The organism is Chryseobacterium sp. RU33C (assembly GCF_900156015.1).
GTDB classification, from domain to species: Bacteria; Bacteroidota; Bacteroidia; order Flavobacteriales; family Weeksellaceae; genus Chryseobacterium; species Chryseobacterium candidae.
The window spans coordinates 79,948-96,619 of sequence record NZ_FTMT01000009.1; the positions used below are offsets into that span (position 1 = coordinate 79,948).

Sequence of the window (16,672 nt, forward strand, 5' to 3'; positions counted from 1 at the left end):
TCTGCAAAATTTAAGAATTATTATCTGACACTAATTCATTTTTGTACAATACACAACCCTGATATTCAACACACTCACATCTGGAAACGTTTGAGGAAGATGATATAAAATTGGTCTCAACAGCACAGAAATACACAACCATGTTAAAAAAAATAGTTCCCATTCTACTTATTATATTATACCTTACAGGTTTTTTGGTATCATTTCCTTATATATTCGATAATCTTTTCGAAGCCGAAAAACTGGACAGTATCCGGAATATTTTTGAATATGGAATTATGTTTTCTTCGTTTCTTGTATTCAATGCACTTCTTTTTAAGAATAAATATACGTCCATAATTTCTGTTATTCTCTGTATGTTATTAAGTATTAACTTTCTGATATCAGTTTCCTGTTTTCTTATCTATCATTCCGGATTTAATGTAGGAATGGCCATCAGTATTCTTGAGTCTAATCCTGATGAGGCAATGAGTATGTCTTATATGTTTATTCTTCCAGGCATTTTGTTCTTCATTTTCCTTGGAATGGTACTGTACTCTGTGATTTACCTTAAAAAAAATGTAGTCAGGTTTGATGCTAAATTTATCATTATTGCTTTACTGTGGCTTATTCTGCCCTTTGGATATCATCTTAAACACAAATATGTAAGCAATAAAGGAGGTGGTAAGATGATTAAGAATGTATACTATCATTTATCGGATTTCAATACTGCTTTGAATATACAGAGAGACATTAACGAAATAAAAAAGAACGTTCCGGTCTTCAATATCAAAAAAATACAGCCTGGAATAGAAAACGTCATTCTCATTATTGGAGAATCTGAAAGAAAACAAAACATGTCATTATACGGTTATAACAAAAAAACAACTCCTTATACGGATGAACAAGCCGGTAATATGATGATTTTTGATCATGCCATTTCTCCAGCAGGCATTACCAACCTGAGTGTTCCACTGATGCTATCCAGTATCCACCCGGATGAATTCAGATATCGTTATGACAAACTATCCTATAATATCATCAACATGGCGAATCAAAGCGGATACAATTCTTTCTGGCTGAGTACACAGGCAAGTGCAAGAGGAATTACAGCCATCGCTTCCATGTCTAAAAACAAAAAATGGGTGAATGGCTATGATGAAGCAATTGTTCCTGAGCTTAAAAAAGTGATTCAGAAGAAGGAAGATAAATTTATAGTTCTTCACATAATGGGAAGCCATCCAAATCCGTGTAACAGACTTCCTCCTAACTGGAATTCGGGTGATCTGAATTGCTATGACAGCTCTATAAAATATACAGATTATGTTTTCAAAAATATTTTCAGTACCCTGAAAAACACCAACTCTGTAATAATCTATGCTTCAGATCATGGTCTTAAAATACAGGGTGACAAATTATTGCATATAGACTCTAAAGAATCTACCCAGGTACCATTTTTTGTTTGGTTTGGAGATAAAGTACCTGCAAACTATAGAATTACAGGGCACGAAACAAAACAGACCCAAACCACTTATATTTATCCTCTGATCATGAAATATATGGGTCTTGAAGCTCCTCAGCATTATAAAAATGAAGGGAATAAATACTTAAACCTGAATATGAGAAGTATGGAATATAATCAGCTTCCGGAATAATAAAAACTCTTTGTAATCAAGCGATTTCGATAGTTTTGCTTTTTTCATCAAAAAAATTACGAATATTTTAATTCACAAATAACAAATTCTGATTTATACTTCGTAATTTTATCTAGTGTTTTTTAAACGTTTGATTTCCCCATAGATCACAAACTGCAAAGCATATTGGAATATCAGATATGATTTTAAGCATATTTTAATATTAAACTTTGTTAAAAGTGTTCAATTATTTAGCAAAAAGTATATTTTTGTATAATTATTGATTTGGTCTATTGATTTTGGAAATAATTTAAACGAAATAAATAATTATATAATCTTAAAATTATGTCACAATCGTACCAGGTTATTTTCGAAAACAACAAAAAGTGGGTAGAGTCCAAAATAGCTGAAGATCCCAACTTCTTCCATGAACTTGCTAAGACTCAGCATCCGGATTATCTGTACATCGGATGTTCGGATAGCAGAGCTACCGCAGAAGAGTTGATGGGTGCAAAGCCTGGAGAAGTATTTGTTTACAGAAACATCGCCAATGTTGTTAATACTTTGGATATGAGTTCCACAGCAGTTATTCAATACGCTGTAGAACATCTGAAAGTAAAACACATTATTGTCTGCGGACATTATAATTGTGGAGGTGTAAAAGCAGCAATGACTCCTCAGGATATGGGGTTATTAAATCCATGGCTGAGAACCATCCGTGATGTTTACAGATTACATCAGGCGGAACTGGATTCTATTCAGGACGAAAACAAGCGTTATGACAGACTTGTAGAACTTAATGTTCAGGAGCAGTGCATCAACGTAATTAAAATGGCCTGCGTGCAGGAAAGATACATTTTAGAAGAGTATCCTATTGTACACGGTTGGGTATTCGACCTTAGAACAGGTAAAATCATTGATCTGGAGATTGATTTTGAGAAAATCTTAAAAGATATCCAAAAGATCTATAATCTTACAAGTTCGGATTGGGTGATGAGCAGAAAGACTAAATAGTTTTTCTAAAAAGAAGATAAAATGAAATTCTGGAGTATTATTGTATTAACGTTTTTTCTGAATTTTACAGCGCTGCCGGGCATTGCTGCAGTTGCAGGCTGGGATATTGCAAGAACGAATGTAATAATCAACGAAGAAGAACCTCATTCTCACCCCTCCTCATTCATTGTTTACGAAAAGACCATTCCGAAACCTTTAGATGTATTTGATTATCTTAAGTTTTCAGAACCAGATGTTCAGGGCATGTCTTTTGTTCTGATTGATGATTCTTTTCATCTTTCCCCATTACTTACCATATTTTCTCCTCCTCCGGAAGCGTAACTCCTATAGTTAGATTTTTTTGATACCATTTCCATATCATTTTGTGATATAGGATACACACGTACTTTAAAATTTTTTTTCACCTTTTTATAACTGACTTATTAAAAAACAGATAAGCCGGTTATCCCTTACAGCTTCACATTATGAAAAAGACATCATTAATAGGAGGAATCAAGGAAAATTTTCCTTCAGGACTCGTGGTATTTTTAGTAGCACTTCCGTTGTGTTTAGGAATTGCTTTAGCATCAGGTGCGCCACCATTATCCGGTATTATTGCCGGTATCGTAGGCGGCCTGGTAGTAGGAACAATCAGTAATTCAAATATTTCAGTTTCCGGGCCTGCTGCAGGTCTGACAGCTATCGTTTTAACAGCAATAACAGATCTTGGCGCATTTGAACTTTTTCTTTGTGCAGGGATTATTGCAGGACTTATTCAATTGATTTTAGGGTTTGTAAGAGCTGGAAGTATTTCCAACTATTTCCCGAATAACGTCATTGAAGGAATGCTTGCTGCCATAGGAATCATTATTATTTTAAAACAGATTCCGCATGCATTAGGATTCGACAAAGATTATGAAGGTCATGAATCTATTTTTGACAATGGCCTGAATTTCGGCTATTTTACAGAATTATTTGGAGCGATCCATGCAGGTGCCATTGTTATTACTTTAATTTCTGTAGCAATCCTTATTGCATGGGACAAAATCCACGTACTGAAAAGGATGAAAATGCTTCCGGGAGCATTGGTTGCTGTAATTGCAAGTATTCTTTTAAATCAGCTCTTTAAGATGTCCGGAAGTTCTCTGGCTATCGAAACCCAGCATTTGGTTTCTTTACCGGTTCCACAGTCTTTTGATGATTTTAAAAATCTGATCACCACTCCGGACTTTAATGGTTTCACGAATCCAAAGGTATGGATCGTAGGAGCAACAATTGCTATTGTGGCATCTATTGAGACTTTACTTTGTATTGAAGCTTCCGACCGGCTGGACAGACAAAGAAGAATTACAGATACCAATCTTGAGCTTAAGGCCCAAGGAATCGGAAACCTTATCAGTTCTTTTATTGGCGGACTTCCAATGACTTCCGTTGTGGTAAGAAGTTCTGCGAATGCCAATGCGGGAGCAACCTCTAAAATGTCAACTATTATTCATGGTGTATTCTTATTGATTTGCGTACTTTCTATTCCTGTTGTTTTAAATCTAATTCCATTAGCTACACTGGCTGCGGTATTAATTTTAGTAGGATATAAACTGGCAAAGCCGGCTACGTTCAAACATTTCTGGCACTTAGGAAAATATCAGTTTATTCCGTTTGTGGCAACCGTTGTAGCTGTAGTGGCAACAGACCTGTTAAAAGGAGTAGGAATTGGTCTTGCCATCTCCGTTTTCTATATTCTTCAGGGAAATATGAAAAGAGCTTATTATTTAAGCAGAGAAAGGTTGGATGATGCTGATGGAATCAATATCAAGCTTGCTGAAGAAGTATCATTTTTAAATAAGGCAGCCATCAAAAAAACACTTAAAAACATAAAACCAAACTCTACAGTGATCATTGATGCAAGGAGCACTTCCTACATTGCAACCGATGTATTGGAAATGATTCAGGATTTCGCCAATATCCGTGCAAAGGAACAAGACATTACTGTAGAGCTTATAGGCTTTAAAACTTCATACAGAGATTACGAAAGAAGTGAGGATTCCCATATTCTGGTGACTCACAAAAGAGCCATGTAATCCCAATAATTAATTAATTTTTTTAACTTTAAATTCGAAAATAATAAAAATATGAAAGCACATACATACGAAACCCAATCTACTATTACTCCTGAGAAAGCATTGGAATTCTTAAAAGAAGGAAACCAGAGATTTGTAAACAATCTTAAAGCAAACAGAGACCTTCTTGAACAAGTGAATGCAACCCGTGAGGGACAGTGGCCTTTTGCAGTAGTTTTAAGCTGTATAGACAGCCGTACCTCTGCAGAGCTTATCTTTGACCAGGGATTGGGAGATGTATTCAGTATCAGAATTGCCGGTAACTTTGTGAATCAGGACATTCTGGGATCTATGGAATTTGGCTGTAATGTTGCAGGTTCTAAACTTATTGTAGTTTTAGGACACACCAAGTGCGGAGCTTTGAAAGGAGGTCTTGATGCTGCAAAAATTGAAGGCATGGGAATGGACAACCTGAACCACCTTATCAACCACTTCAATCCTATTATCAATGACATTATTGAAGAGAATGAAGAGCGTTCATCTAACAACAGCTCGCTTCTTGAAAGGCTTAATCATCAAAATGTAAAAAGTGCGATTGAAGATATCCGTAAGCAAAGCTCAACACTTAAAAATCTCGAAGCTGAGGGTAAAATTAAAATCGTGGGAGCAAACTATGACGTGGAAACAGGTGTAGTAACCTGGTTATAAGAAGTAAAACTCTTACATTTCAATTATAATTTACAGAAAAATGCCATCGGAATCCGATGGCATTTATTTTTTATTATCTTACATACATTATCAAAGTAAATAGTTAACCATAAAACATATTGTACTGGCAAAATCAACAATATATCCCAATTCAAGGAGACAGGGTTTTATTTTTTGAAAAATAATTATAATTTGGCATCTTTAAATAACTTGAAAACCCAATTACATGATTTTTCCAAAAACAAAAAAAATAGCCAGAGATCTTGGCTGGTATAAAACAGGCGATGGCATATTCGGGCTTTACAAAGGCTATTTTTTCAACGTTTCAGATGCAAGTATAATACACACTCCTCAATACAAGTCTGTTTCAGTAACAACCGGCAATTTAACGGAGGAACAAAGACTAAAAATTAAAACAGAACTGACCAACAATAGAAAACGGTTAAAGTTCACCCTCTTCGAAGTCCGAGAAAATAGTATTTATTTTAAATTTACTGAAAATATAATGCCGACTAAAATCAGGACTGTTTATGCTCTGTTTGACTTTTTGGCTGATTTATTAAAAAAGCTAAACATCCCGGAGCAAAACAAATGTCATAGTTGTGAAAAGCTTCAAAGAATCAATTATTACGACCTTAACCATACTGGTATACTTCTTTGTGATGATTGTTTTAAACAGATGGATAATAAATTCTATGAAATTGAAAAGGAAAGAGTATCAAAAGAGAAAAACTATCTGACAGGATTTTTAGGTGCCGTCATTTTTTCAATTCCTGCCATTATACTTTGGGTCTTACTTGCAGTATATTTAGGAGGGATTTCCTCAGGAATGGCATTTGTTACTGCCCTTCTTGGGTTTTTAGGCTATGATTATTTCAACGGATTTCGTGGCAAACTGACAAGATCTATCATTTTCTTCACGAGCATTATCAGCATATTTGTGGCTAATATTATTACCGTAATCGCTTTATTGGTAAAAGGGGGGTTCTCCATTACTGAAGCAATATCAGAATTTCAAACAAACCCTGCAGCTAATGAAATATTTATGCGGAATATTATTGTATCTTTTATATTATCATGTATTCCATGGATATGGATATTGTTTATTAGGAAGGATAATCAATTAGTTATCAAACCAGCAGAAAAATTTTAGAAGCAGATAAATAAATGACTGCCTTAAAAATAAGGCAGCCATTCAATTTTATAAAATATTTTGTAATTTCAGTTCTTTTTTACTTCAGAAATTATTTCCCGTTAAATGCAGACATTGTATTATTCAATCCTGCAAAAACGAAAGAAAGACTGGCCTTAGCAGAGGTTTCAATTCTTTCGGTAAGCTTTTCAGCTTCTTCTTCATTCCAGGTTCCTAATACATAATCTACCTGTCGTCCGGCAGCAAAATCTGCGGAGATTCCGAAGCGAAGCCTTGCATAATTTTGAGTCTGCAATACTTCATTAATATTTTTAAGTCCGTTATGACCAGCATCTGAACCTTTCCCTTTCAATCTTAAAGTCCCGAAAGGAAGAGCAAGATCATCAGTAACAATCAGAACATTTTCCAAGGGAATATTTTCTTTCTGCATCCAGTATTTCACTGCATTACCGGAAAGGTTCATGTAGGTATCCGGTTTCAGAACAAAGACTTTTCTTCCTTTATGCTTTCCTTCTGCCATCCAGCCAAAATTGGAGGTATTGAATGATACTTCAAGGGTTTCCGCTATTTTCTCAGCTACTTTAAATCCTATATTATGTCGTGTATTTTCATATTCAGAGCCTTTGTTACCAAGCCCGACAATTAAATATTTCATCAGAAATTTTTTGCAAAATTAAGGTATAAAAAATAAAAAACTCAATCTTAGGAAAGATTGAGTGTGAATATTGTTAAAAAAATTCTTCTATTGTGGTTTATAGATGTAATTAACGCCATATCCTTTTGTCATGTAAGTCTGAGGATCATAAACGTAATTGGTACTCTTCACTATCGGTGTCGGAATTGGCGGTGTAAGATCTGTTACCGACCATCTCTTAGGGTTGTTTGGAGACAAGATAAGACTTTCTTTATCATTGATTACCGTAGATAATAATCTTGAAATTTTATATACATGCGGTAACAATGTGAATGGGCTTACCTGCTCATCATATGCATAGTATTCGTAGCTATATTTTCCGGTAACAGCACCAAAGTTATTCCCAGAAGTACCAATTATTTTACCGTAGTATCTTAAAACTTTAGATACATTATCCCCAACATAAGAATAAGCTGTTCTTGAGTAATCAGTGAAGACAAACTGTGTTCCGGGAGCATCAGCCCCATTTCTCATAATGATTGAATCCAATTTACCGGTAGAATTGCTGTAGTATGTTTCATAAGATGTTTTCTCTTTTCTCAACAAAGTCTGCGGTCCCGGAGGATCTCCTGGTATTAAAGGCGGAGTTCTTCTGAAGATTGAACGGTTTTCAGAAATTTTCTGAAGCTTATTATTATTCGTATAATTGAACAATTGAGTGTAGGATACACTGTCTTTATCCAGCTTTCCGTTTCCGTCAAGATCCAGGAAACCGTTGAAATTAATCTGGCTGATTTTATCACCACTGTACATAATATCAGTGATAGAAGCACTGTCTGTGATTACTTTAGTCACAAGAAGTCCGCTGTAGCGATATTCTGCGATCGTATCTTTATCTGTAATTTCTCTGTATAATGCTCTGGGACCGCTTAATCCTCCTGTGTTGTTGAGATCCAACAAAGGATTTCCATCCTCATCCAGCATGTCCTTGCAGGAATGTACTGAGGAGAAACCTGCGATTAGTAAAATAAAATAGAAAATTTGCTTCATTTCCTTGTAATTGATTATTTTTTTGACAAATATAATTTTTTTTTGCCTAAAAATTGTATTATTATTTATATTCTGCTAAGATTAATAACTATATTTCTTCTATAAATTTTTATAGGTAAAAGTTAAATTCTGGTTTTTCTCAAACACCACATACCCTTGATTATCATAAGAATAACTTTGAGCAGTATTAACAGGAGTAGCCGGTGATGGTAATTCTATGAACATAGAAGTGGGATTATTCGGAGATGTTTTATAGAACTGAGCCGGATTGATCAGACTTCGGGTGATGAAATATACTGATGGCAATGTAGAATACGGGCTTTTCTGAGTATCGTAGTTCTGGAAACTATACTTACTTATTACTGCCGTACTCATATTCGGGTTTCCGTTGATATCCAGCAGACCTTTGGAACAAACGACCTGAATTATATTTTCTCCCGTATACACAAAAGAATAATTAATAAATCTGTTATAAGCGCTTATTCCTCCTTCTTTTCTTTTCTCAAGAATTTTGGTAAGCCTGTTGGTAACCGGATCATAGGTAAATGCATAATCGCTTACAACAGAAACTGACGGCGTTGCTCCCGTAGCTGTAGAAGTAGCATTATAAATCTTTTTACCTGTAGCATCCGGAACAATATTAAATTCATAAGTGAGGCTGGATGCTGCTGAACTTACATATTTAATTTTAGTGATATTTTTATCCGTGTATGTTACCGTTGCCGTATAATAAGCACTTCCGGCAAAAGACTCATCTTTAGACACTGCAGTCTGCAGATCTCCGGTTACAGCTGTTGTAACATATTCTTCCTGGGAAACATTATTGGCAGTAACCTTTGCTAAAATCTTTTTAGGAGGAGGTCCGTCATCCGGATTCGGGATAGATTCCGTAGGATCTGAGGTAGTATTACATGCTGTCAGCAGCCCAAGAAAAGCAATACCGGCAAACATTTTAAAAAAATAGTTTTTTACCATATAGAATTTTTTTAGCTTGTCCAAATATAATTCAATTTTCGATAATACACTTTACTTTATCTGAATAAATTCACAAGAAATAGAGTTAATAAACAAAAAAAATCTAAAAACATAACGTTTTTAGATTTATGATTATTGTATTATTATGAAAATTAATAAGGTTGCAATATGGATGTTGTCAAAACAGACTGTGACATATCGCTGTTGAGGAAATTAGTATCAACCGCTTTTCCTATTCCCAGGGTTGTTCCTGCAATGGCTCTTTTTATACAGGCTACTTTAACAGAATACTGGTTTTTAGGAGTAAGATTGGTAAGGGTTGCATTAAGATTAAAAATCTTATAAGCACCACTATCCCCCAATAATACATCTGTTCTTACTGCTCTAAGGGCATTATCAACAAAAACACCACAGGCAAAACTTGCAGAATTCGTTCCCGTTTTCTGAACAGTTGTCTGAAATGAGAATGTAGCCTTATTTGTGCCATTGGTCACGGAAAATGTATCCACAGTTCCAGGAATTACTGTCCAGCCTCCAGTAAGGGCTTCCCCATCATTATAGGGATTGGTAGCCCCGCTGCTACCGGTAAAACTAACTCCGGTTTTGTCTGAAACGGTATTAATGGAAAACACAGACATACTTCCCTGCCCATCTGCAATTTTAATTGATTTCCAGTCATTTACACCTAAATCTGTATTATTGTGAAATATATCACCTGCTGTTCCGGCAGATCCTTTTAGGACATCAGTACCTCCTGTTCTTAATTCTTTTCTGATATTGAGATCTCCGTTCACATCCAGCATATTAGTCGGATTAGGAGTATTTATACCCACTTGAGCATTTGCTGCAGCAGCTGATAAAAGCGAAGTTACAAATAATATTTTTTTCATAATCCGTTTTAATTTATAATCGTATTAAACACTTCAGGAACTTCATATACGTCTACTTTAAGAGAAGATTGTGAAATAAAACTATTGATATTACTATACACATTAGTTCCTATAGAAAGGATATTTCCGGCTCCTGAAGCACCATAAGATCCTAATCTCGTACAGGCAACGCTAACGGTATGATTTCCCTGGGAAAGATTTTCTACAATCCCGATCTGGGTATGAGTAAGAAAAGGATATGAAGTAGTAATTGCCTTTAGATTTCTCTGTCTCAGGTTCACCAGCTTATTATCCACAAAGATACCACATGCATAATCTATGGAGTTATCTGTACTTCCTGCTGCCATAAAATCAGCCTGTACAACAGTTTCAAACTGGAAGTAAGCCTTGCTTTGAGTACTGAAAACAGTAATGGTTTGTGAAAGGCCGTCTATTTTCTTAAAATTGGTAAGTGTACTATAGTCCTTTCCCTTCGTAAAGGTTCCGCCTCTTGAAGTCATGCTTACTGAAGAGTTTTCTGAAGAAGAAAAGGTGACTCCTACTTTATCTGAAAAAGAGTTGTTATAGATCAGGTAAAATTTATTGGGTTCATATTCAGGAATACGCAATGATTTCCAGATTGGAGGAAAGCCTTCACCCTGAGAAACAAGAATCTGATCATTGTTTCCTTGAAATATTGAGTTATCAGCAGCATTAAGGACCGCAATTTTATTTCTGAAATTCACATCTCCGTTTACATCAAGTTTTGCGTTTGGGGTATCTGTTTTTATTCCCACCTGAGCCGTTGCAAAAATGCTTATGCTAAGAAGCAGCGTTGATATTAGTTTTTTCATCATTAGTTGTTTTTATAGCTCACGTATTCTATAACATCCATTTTCATGGTAGATTCCAGCGTAAATGCACTGGAAGCGCCATTTGAAGACTCTACATTTCGTCCGATAGCAAATTGTGAAGTAGAACTTGAAGTATCAATCTTTCTGCACGCGATTTCAATATTGTGAACCCCTACAGGGACGTTCTGTTCTGTATAATTAAGAGTAAAGATATAGTCCTGAAGGCCAGCTTTCCCACTATTATTATTAGAAGCAATTCTATCCGGGCGTACCGCTACCAATGCTCCGTTTCTGAAAACACCACAAGCAAATCGTACGCTTTGTACGGCAGTAGATGAGGATGCTTTCATTTCAATTCCTGTCTGGAACTGATAGGTAAGTCTGTTTTTTCCGTTTTTGATGGTAAAAGTATTGTCAAGTCCGTCTATCTTTTTCCAATTTCCTTTAGTAACATCAGTAATATTATCTCCAACTTGGTTTGTGTAGACACCGTCACCGGCAACACCAGCGGTAAGTGATATAATACCTGTTTGATCTGATGACAGATAAGAATTAATCAACTTATACTGTCCCTCTTCCATAAAGGAAACATTCAAAGATTTCCACACAGGCGGCAATCCTTCGCCCTGAGAAACCAAAACATGGCCGTTTAACCCGGCATTTCCAGCCTGAGTTGATGTACCGCCTACTCTAAGTTCTTTTCTTAAGGTGGTTTTTCCGTTCACATCAAGAACAGATTTGGGCTTTGCAGTACCTATCCCCACCTGAGCGTTGGCGTAGAATGAAAGAAATCCAGCTACGCAGCAATGTATAATTGTTTTCATAATTAATGACTGCAAAGTTACATAACGAAGTCGAAAAAATTTCAGTCACCAATCTATAAGCCTATAGAAATAAACACATTAGAAGATAGAATTATTCACACACAAAAGTAGAATTATTTCTACATAACTCTACTTTTCATGTATTAAAAAAAGGAACTCACACCTCAATCCCTTGCTATATGGGGTTTTACAAGATTTTTTTTATCATTACAAAGTGATTACAAGCCCTCGAAAACAGGCTTAATTCTCTTTAACGGGAATACTATAAAAGAAAAATATGATAATAATCACAAAAAAACGCATAAAAAATCAAGTTTTTGATGCGTTTTAGTAATTTTTATAATGCTGCTTGCAATAAATGAAACAAAAATTTAATCATGATTATTGATTGCTTTCAACAATAGATTAACTTCATCTACATTTTTAACTCTTTCTTTCCTCATCATCAACTGATTACCTTCTTTTCCTGATTTTTCTTTAAGCTGGGCTTCGGCTGGATTCCGGGTCAGATAACTAATAATATGCCGGAATCTATCTGTCTGATAAAACTTATCCTGAGGATTTCCCGGGAAGTACCCTAAAAATACGCCGTTTTTCATGACTATCTTTTCAAAACCGATGTCAGCAGCAAGCCACTTCAATGAAACACTCTTCAAGAGATTGACAGCTTCTTTAGGCAGTGCCCCAAAACGGTCAATCAGTTCCAGTTCAAACTGATGAAGGCCTGCTTCATTAGTAATTTCAGCAATTTTCTGATAGAGCAGCAACCTTTCTTCTGTATTGGAAATATAGGAGTCCGGCAGCATTAATTCCAAATCAGTATCAATATTGACATCCTTAACAGATTTAAAAAGCTTCTGCCTGTCTTCTTCATTTTCAAAAAGGTTTTCAAAATCTGCATCATCTTTTAGTTCTTCCAGTGCTTCCTGCATTAGTTTCTGATAGGTTTCAAACCCCATCTCATTGATGAACCCACTCTGCTCAGCACCCAGAAGATCTCCTGCACCTCGGATTTCCAGGTCTTTCATCGCAATCTGGAAACCGCTTCCCAGATCTGAAAACTGTTCAATAGCTTCCAGCCGTTTTCTGGCATCCGAAGTCATCATATCATAAGGTGGAGTAATCAGATAACAGAATGCTTTCCTGTTACTACGTCCTACCCTTCCTCTCATCTGATGCAGATCCGCCATACCAAACCTTTGTGCATCATTGATAAAAATAGTATTGGCATTCGGAACATCTACTCCACTTTCTACAATGGTAGTGGACACAAGAACATCATATTTCCCTTCCATAAAATCCAGAACATTCTTTTCAAGCTGCTTCCCTTCCATTTGCCCATGCCCTGTAATCACTCTCGCATCAGGAACCAGCCTCTGGATAAGTCCTGCGATATCTTTCAGATTTTCAATTCTGTTATTGATAAAGTATACCTGACCATCTCTCTGAAGCTCATAAGAAACAGCATCGCGAAGGGTTTCTTCATTGAATCCTATTAATTGCGTATCTACAGGCTGTCTGTTTGGCGGCGGTGTTTTGATAACGGATAAATCCCTTGCAGCCATTAATGAGAACTGTAAAGTCCTCGGAATAGGAGTCGCTGTAAGGGTAAGTGTATCCACATTATTTTTCAAAGTTTTCAGTTTATCTTTTACTGAAACCCCGAATTTATGTTCTTCATCAATAATCAGCAATCCAAGATCTTTAAATTTTACTGAACTGCTTACCAACTGATGTGTTCCTATAATGATATCTACTTTTCCGTTCTTTAAAGCCTCTAAAGTCTCTGATTTCTGCTTAGCCGTTCTGAATCGGTTTACATACGCAACATTCACCGGAAAATCTTTAAGTCTTTCTTTAAAACTTCTGTAATGCTGAAAGGCAAGAATAGTGGTTGGAACCAATACTGCAACCTGCTTACCATCTGTAGCGGCTTTAAATGCAGCTCTGATCGCAACTTCCGTTTTACCGAAACCTACGTCACCACAGACAAGCCTGTCCATCACCGTATCAGCTTCCATATCTTTCTTCACATCTACGGTAGCCTTTTCCTGATCCGGCGTATCTTCATAAATAAAGCTGGCTTCCAGCTCGTTCTGCAGGTAGGAATCCGGAGTAAAAGCAAAGCCTTTAGCCGTTTTCCTCTGGGCATACAGTTGAATCAGGTCAAAAGCAATCTGCTTAACCTTCGCTTTTGTCTTCTGTTTTAAAGATTTCCATGTTGGAGATCCAAGTTTACTCAGAACAATTTCTCTTCCATCCGGTCCATTGTATTTCGATATTTTATGCAGAGAGTGAATGCTTACATATAATAAATCTCCATTTTTATAGGTAAGTTTGAAACATTCCTGGATTTTTCCGTCATTATTCACTTTCACCAATCCCATAAACTTCCCGATTCCATGATCAATATGGGCAATATAGTCTCCTATTTTCAGAGACATCAGGTCTTTCAGGGTGAGTTGTTCAGATTTTGCAAAGGTATTTTTAGCTTTATATCTCTGGTAACGGTCAAATATCTGATGATCCGTGTAAACCAGTAACTTGTGTCCGTTATCTACAAATCCTTCATGAAGTTCAGACTTAAAACTTTTAAATGGAAGCTCATGTTGAAGCTCTTCAAAGATGGATTCCAGCCTTTCTTTCTGTTTTTCTGTTGAAAAGGAAATCCAGGTATCAAATCCGCTGTTCTGTTTTTCTTCGATATCTTCAATCAACAATTCGAAGTTTTTATGAAAAGAAGGCTGTGGAAGCTGCTCCATTTTTACTTCAGCAACTTCTTTCAGTCCTTCAATGATCATTCCTCCAAAATCAATTGTTTTGAATTTTTTATAGTCAAACAGAAACTCCTGATCAGAAATAAAAAGCTCCTGCGGAGTCCTGTGGGCAATGTCTTTACTTAATGTATCATATTTTTCCAAAGATCTTTCATAGAACGTCCGGATCTTCTGCATTCCTACCATTCCGTTTTTAGAAACCACAAAACTTTCCGTAGGCAATAGCTGCAACAGAGAAACCCTGGTTCCCGTTACTGAAAAGTTCATATTGGAAACCAACTGGAAATCCTTTACTTTATCTACCGAAAGCTGCGTTTCGATATCAAAGGTTTTGATACTTTCCACTTCATTACCGAAGAACGTAATTCTGTACGGTTTTTCATGTGAATAGGAAAACACATCCACAATTCCTCCTCTCATAGAAAACTCTCCCGGTTCAGAAACAAAATCAGCCTGCTGGAAATGATAATGATTAAGCAGTTCATCCACAAAATCAAAATCCAGCTGGTCTCCTACTTTAATATGATGGGAAATTGCTTTAAAATCTTCCTTTTTCAAAACCTTTTCAGATAAAGCTCCGGCGTAAGCCACAATAACTTTCGGAGATCTCCCGGAATTGATTTTATTAAGAACCTCAGTCCTTAAAACCAGATTGGCATTCTGAGTCTTTTCTACCTGATAAGGTTCAAGATGGGTTGCCGGAAAATACAGCACCTTATCCTTGCCCAAAAGATCTTCCATCTCAGTATTGACATACAAGGCATCTTCCTTATCATCTACCAGATAAAGAATATTCTTCTTCTGAGCCAAAAAAAGCTCTGCCACAAAAATAGAAACTGAAGATCCCGCACTTCCTTTTACGGCAATATGCTGACTGTTTTCTAACTGAGTAAAAATTTCTTTCCCAAACTCTTTCTGCATAAGGTCTGGAAGGAACTTTTCATTGATGGATTTTAACTGCATAAATAGTAATGGTATAAACGAAAAAAGCGATTTCGGGAGTTTTCCGAAACCGTTGATGGTATACAAAGGTACGGATATTTTTTCTCTTCCTCAGAAAAACAGAAAGACCGAAGGTTTAAAATGAAGGACTTAGCTTCATAAATCTTAATTTTTTACAATTTTATCTAATAACCTGTTAAAAAAAATCAACTTCCTCCCCATGGCATAGTGTTTGGGATTTCCAGCCTAACCAAACATTAAGAATAGTATTATGAAAAAAGCAATTAAAATCTTAGGAGTTATGATGCTGTTATTATTCACAGCATTATCTTTTTCGTCGTGCAGCAAAGATGACGACCCTGTCAACAATGAATTTTTCGCCGGAACCTACAAAGGAAAAGTCTCTTATAATGATGGAGGCTCTACCAATATCAGCACAGACAATGGAAGTGTATTTGTAACGAAGATCGCCAGCGGCACCAAATATAATTTCGCTTTCTCCAACAGCATTCCGGATCTTAACGGAATAGAGTTTAATCAGGAAGGAGATCATACTCTGGTGATGATTGGTTCTACAGCAACCTCTTATATCAGAATTGACAATAATGTTCTAAAAATCCTGTATGTCAAAGATGGCAAAACGTGGACAGCCAACTGTACGCGCTAGCCATGTCTATTTATATATTATGCAAGCCTGTTTCCGGAAATGGAGACGGGCTTTTTCATTGTAAATGAAGTGTTTTAATTTTTTTTTAAGATGTAATAAACTTTAGTTAAGTTTGAAAATACTGTTTTTGTAGCCTGCTTTTTGTATATCTTTATTTAACAAAAAACAAACAATAATTCTTATGAAAAAATTCTTATCTGCAATGTCTTTGATCCTGGGATTAGGACTTGCCACTGCTCAGCAGACTGCTCCCGCTACAGGTGCTACTGCACATCCGCCTGTAAAAGCAACTACAGCAAAAGCTGCGAAACCAGCTGAAGTGAAAGCTGCAAAACCTGCAATGGATGCAAAAGCAGTGAAGCCTGCACAACCGGCTGCCAAAATGAAAAAAGACGGCACTCCGGATAAGAGATATAAAGAAAACAAACACCTGAAAAAAGACGGTACTCCTGATAAAAGGTACAAAGAAAATAAATAAGCATAACATTAACATATAGTTGTTATTTTCATAATCAAATTTCGAAAAACCGGTGGAACACGTTCCATCGGTTTTTTT

General features: G+C 36.1%; 15 protein-coding genes. 8 read left to right on the forward strand and 7 right to left on the reverse strand.

The window, feature by feature from the left end; translation table 11 throughout:
- Positions 1-140: 140 nt before the first annotated feature.
- The 6 genes from BW946_RS09630 to BW946_RS09655 all read left to right on the forward strand — a co-directional run bounded on the left by BW946_RS09630 (position 141) and on the right by BW946_RS09655 (position 6,524).
- Positions 141-1,634 carry a phosphoethanolamine transferase gene (locus tag BW946_RS09630; protein ID WP_076595973.1) on the forward strand — a complete coding sequence of 498 codons (1,494 nt, stop codon included), beginning with the start codon at positions 141-143 and terminating at the stop codon, positions 1,632-1,634.
- 324 nt (positions 1,635-1,958) lie between these two features.
- Positions 1,959-2,627 (forward strand): carbonic anhydrase, encoded by a 669-nt coding sequence (locus BW946_RS09635; protein ID WP_076595974.1) that lies wholly within the window; start codon positions 1,959-1,961, stop codon positions 2,625-2,627.
- 21 nt (positions 2,628-2,648) lie between these two features.
- The gene (locus BW946_RS09640) at positions 2,649-2,948 is read left to right on the forward strand and encodes a hypothetical protein (RefSeq protein WP_076595975.1); all 300 of its coding nucleotides are present in this window, start codon (positions 2,649-2,651) and stop codon (positions 2,946-2,948) included.
- Between the two features lie 143 nt (positions 2,949-3,091).
- Positions 3,092-4,684 (forward strand): SulP family inorganic anion transporter, encoded by a 1,593-nt coding sequence (locus BW946_RS09645; protein WP_076595976.1) that lies wholly within the window; start codon positions 3,092-3,094, stop codon positions 4,682-4,684.
- Between the two features lie 51 nt (positions 4,685-4,735).
- Entirely contained in the window at positions 4,736-5,371 is a 636-nt protein-coding gene (locus BW946_RS09650; protein ID WP_076595977.1) for a carbonic anhydrase, read from the forward strand.
- 226 nt (positions 5,372-5,597) lie between these two features.
- Positions 5,598-6,524: a hypothetical protein gene (locus BW946_RS09655; protein WP_076595978.1), complete on the forward strand. Its 927-nt coding sequence runs from the start codon at positions 5,598-5,600 to the stop codon at positions 6,522-6,524.
- Positions 6,525-6,615: 91 nt separating this feature from the next.
- Here BW946_RS09655 and pth read toward each other — a convergent pair whose 3' ends face one another.
- The 7 genes from pth to mfd form a co-directional block, all read right to left on the reverse strand.
- Complete coding sequence (pth, locus tag BW946_RS09660) at positions 6,616-7,179, reverse strand: aminoacyl-tRNA hydrolase (RefSeq protein WP_076595979.1); 564 nt, start codon at positions 7,177-7,179, stop codon at positions 6,616-6,618.
- Positions 7,180-7,266: 87 nt separating this feature from the next.
- Positions 7,267-8,208, reverse strand: coding sequence for a hypothetical protein (locus BW946_RS09665; RefSeq protein WP_076595980.1), 942 nt, complete (start codon positions 8,206-8,208; stop codon positions 7,267-7,269).
- A gap of 99 nt (positions 8,209-8,307) precedes the next feature.
- Complete coding sequence (locus BW946_RS09670; protein ID WP_076595981.1) at positions 8,308-9,183, reverse strand: hypothetical protein; 876 nt, start codon at positions 9,181-9,183, stop codon at positions 8,308-8,310.
- Between the two features lie 152 nt (positions 9,184-9,335).
- Positions 9,336-10,073, reverse strand: a complete 738-nt coding sequence (locus BW946_RS09675; RefSeq protein ID WP_076595982.1) for a hypothetical protein — start codon at positions 10,071-10,073, stop codon at positions 9,336-9,338.
- Positions 10,074-10,081: 8 nt separating this feature from the next.
- On the reverse strand, positions 10,082-10,909 hold the full coding sequence (locus BW946_RS09680) for a hypothetical protein (RefSeq protein WP_076595983.1): 828 nt from the start codon (positions 10,907-10,909) through the stop codon (positions 10,082-10,084).
- Positions 10,909-11,730, reverse strand: coding sequence for a hypothetical protein (locus BW946_RS09685; RefSeq protein ID WP_076595984.1), 822 nt, complete (start codon positions 11,728-11,730; stop codon positions 10,909-10,911). The genes BW946_RS09680 and BW946_RS09685 overlap by 1 nt, the downstream gene beginning before the upstream one ends.
- A 371-nt stretch (positions 11,731-12,101) precedes the next feature.
- Entirely contained in the window at positions 12,102-15,470 is a 3,369-nt protein-coding gene (gene mfd, locus BW946_RS09690) for a transcription-repair coupling factor (protein ID WP_076595985.1), read from the reverse strand.
- Positions 15,471-15,720: 250 nt separating this feature from the next.
- Between mfd and BW946_RS09695 the strand changes: the two genes are divergently transcribed.
- Both BW946_RS09695 and BW946_RS09700 read left to right on the forward strand, forming a co-directional pair.
- The gene (locus tag BW946_RS09695) at positions 15,721-16,116 is read left to right on the forward strand and encodes a hypothetical protein (RefSeq protein ID WP_047427317.1); all 396 of its coding nucleotides are present in this window, start codon (positions 15,721-15,723) and stop codon (positions 16,114-16,116) included.
- A gap of 181 nt (positions 16,117-16,297) precedes the next feature.
- The gene (locus BW946_RS09700; protein WP_076595986.1) at positions 16,298-16,594 is read left to right on the forward strand and encodes a hypothetical protein; all 297 of its coding nucleotides are present in this window, start codon (positions 16,298-16,300) and stop codon (positions 16,592-16,594) included.
- Positions 16,595-16,672: the final 78 nt, after the last annotated feature.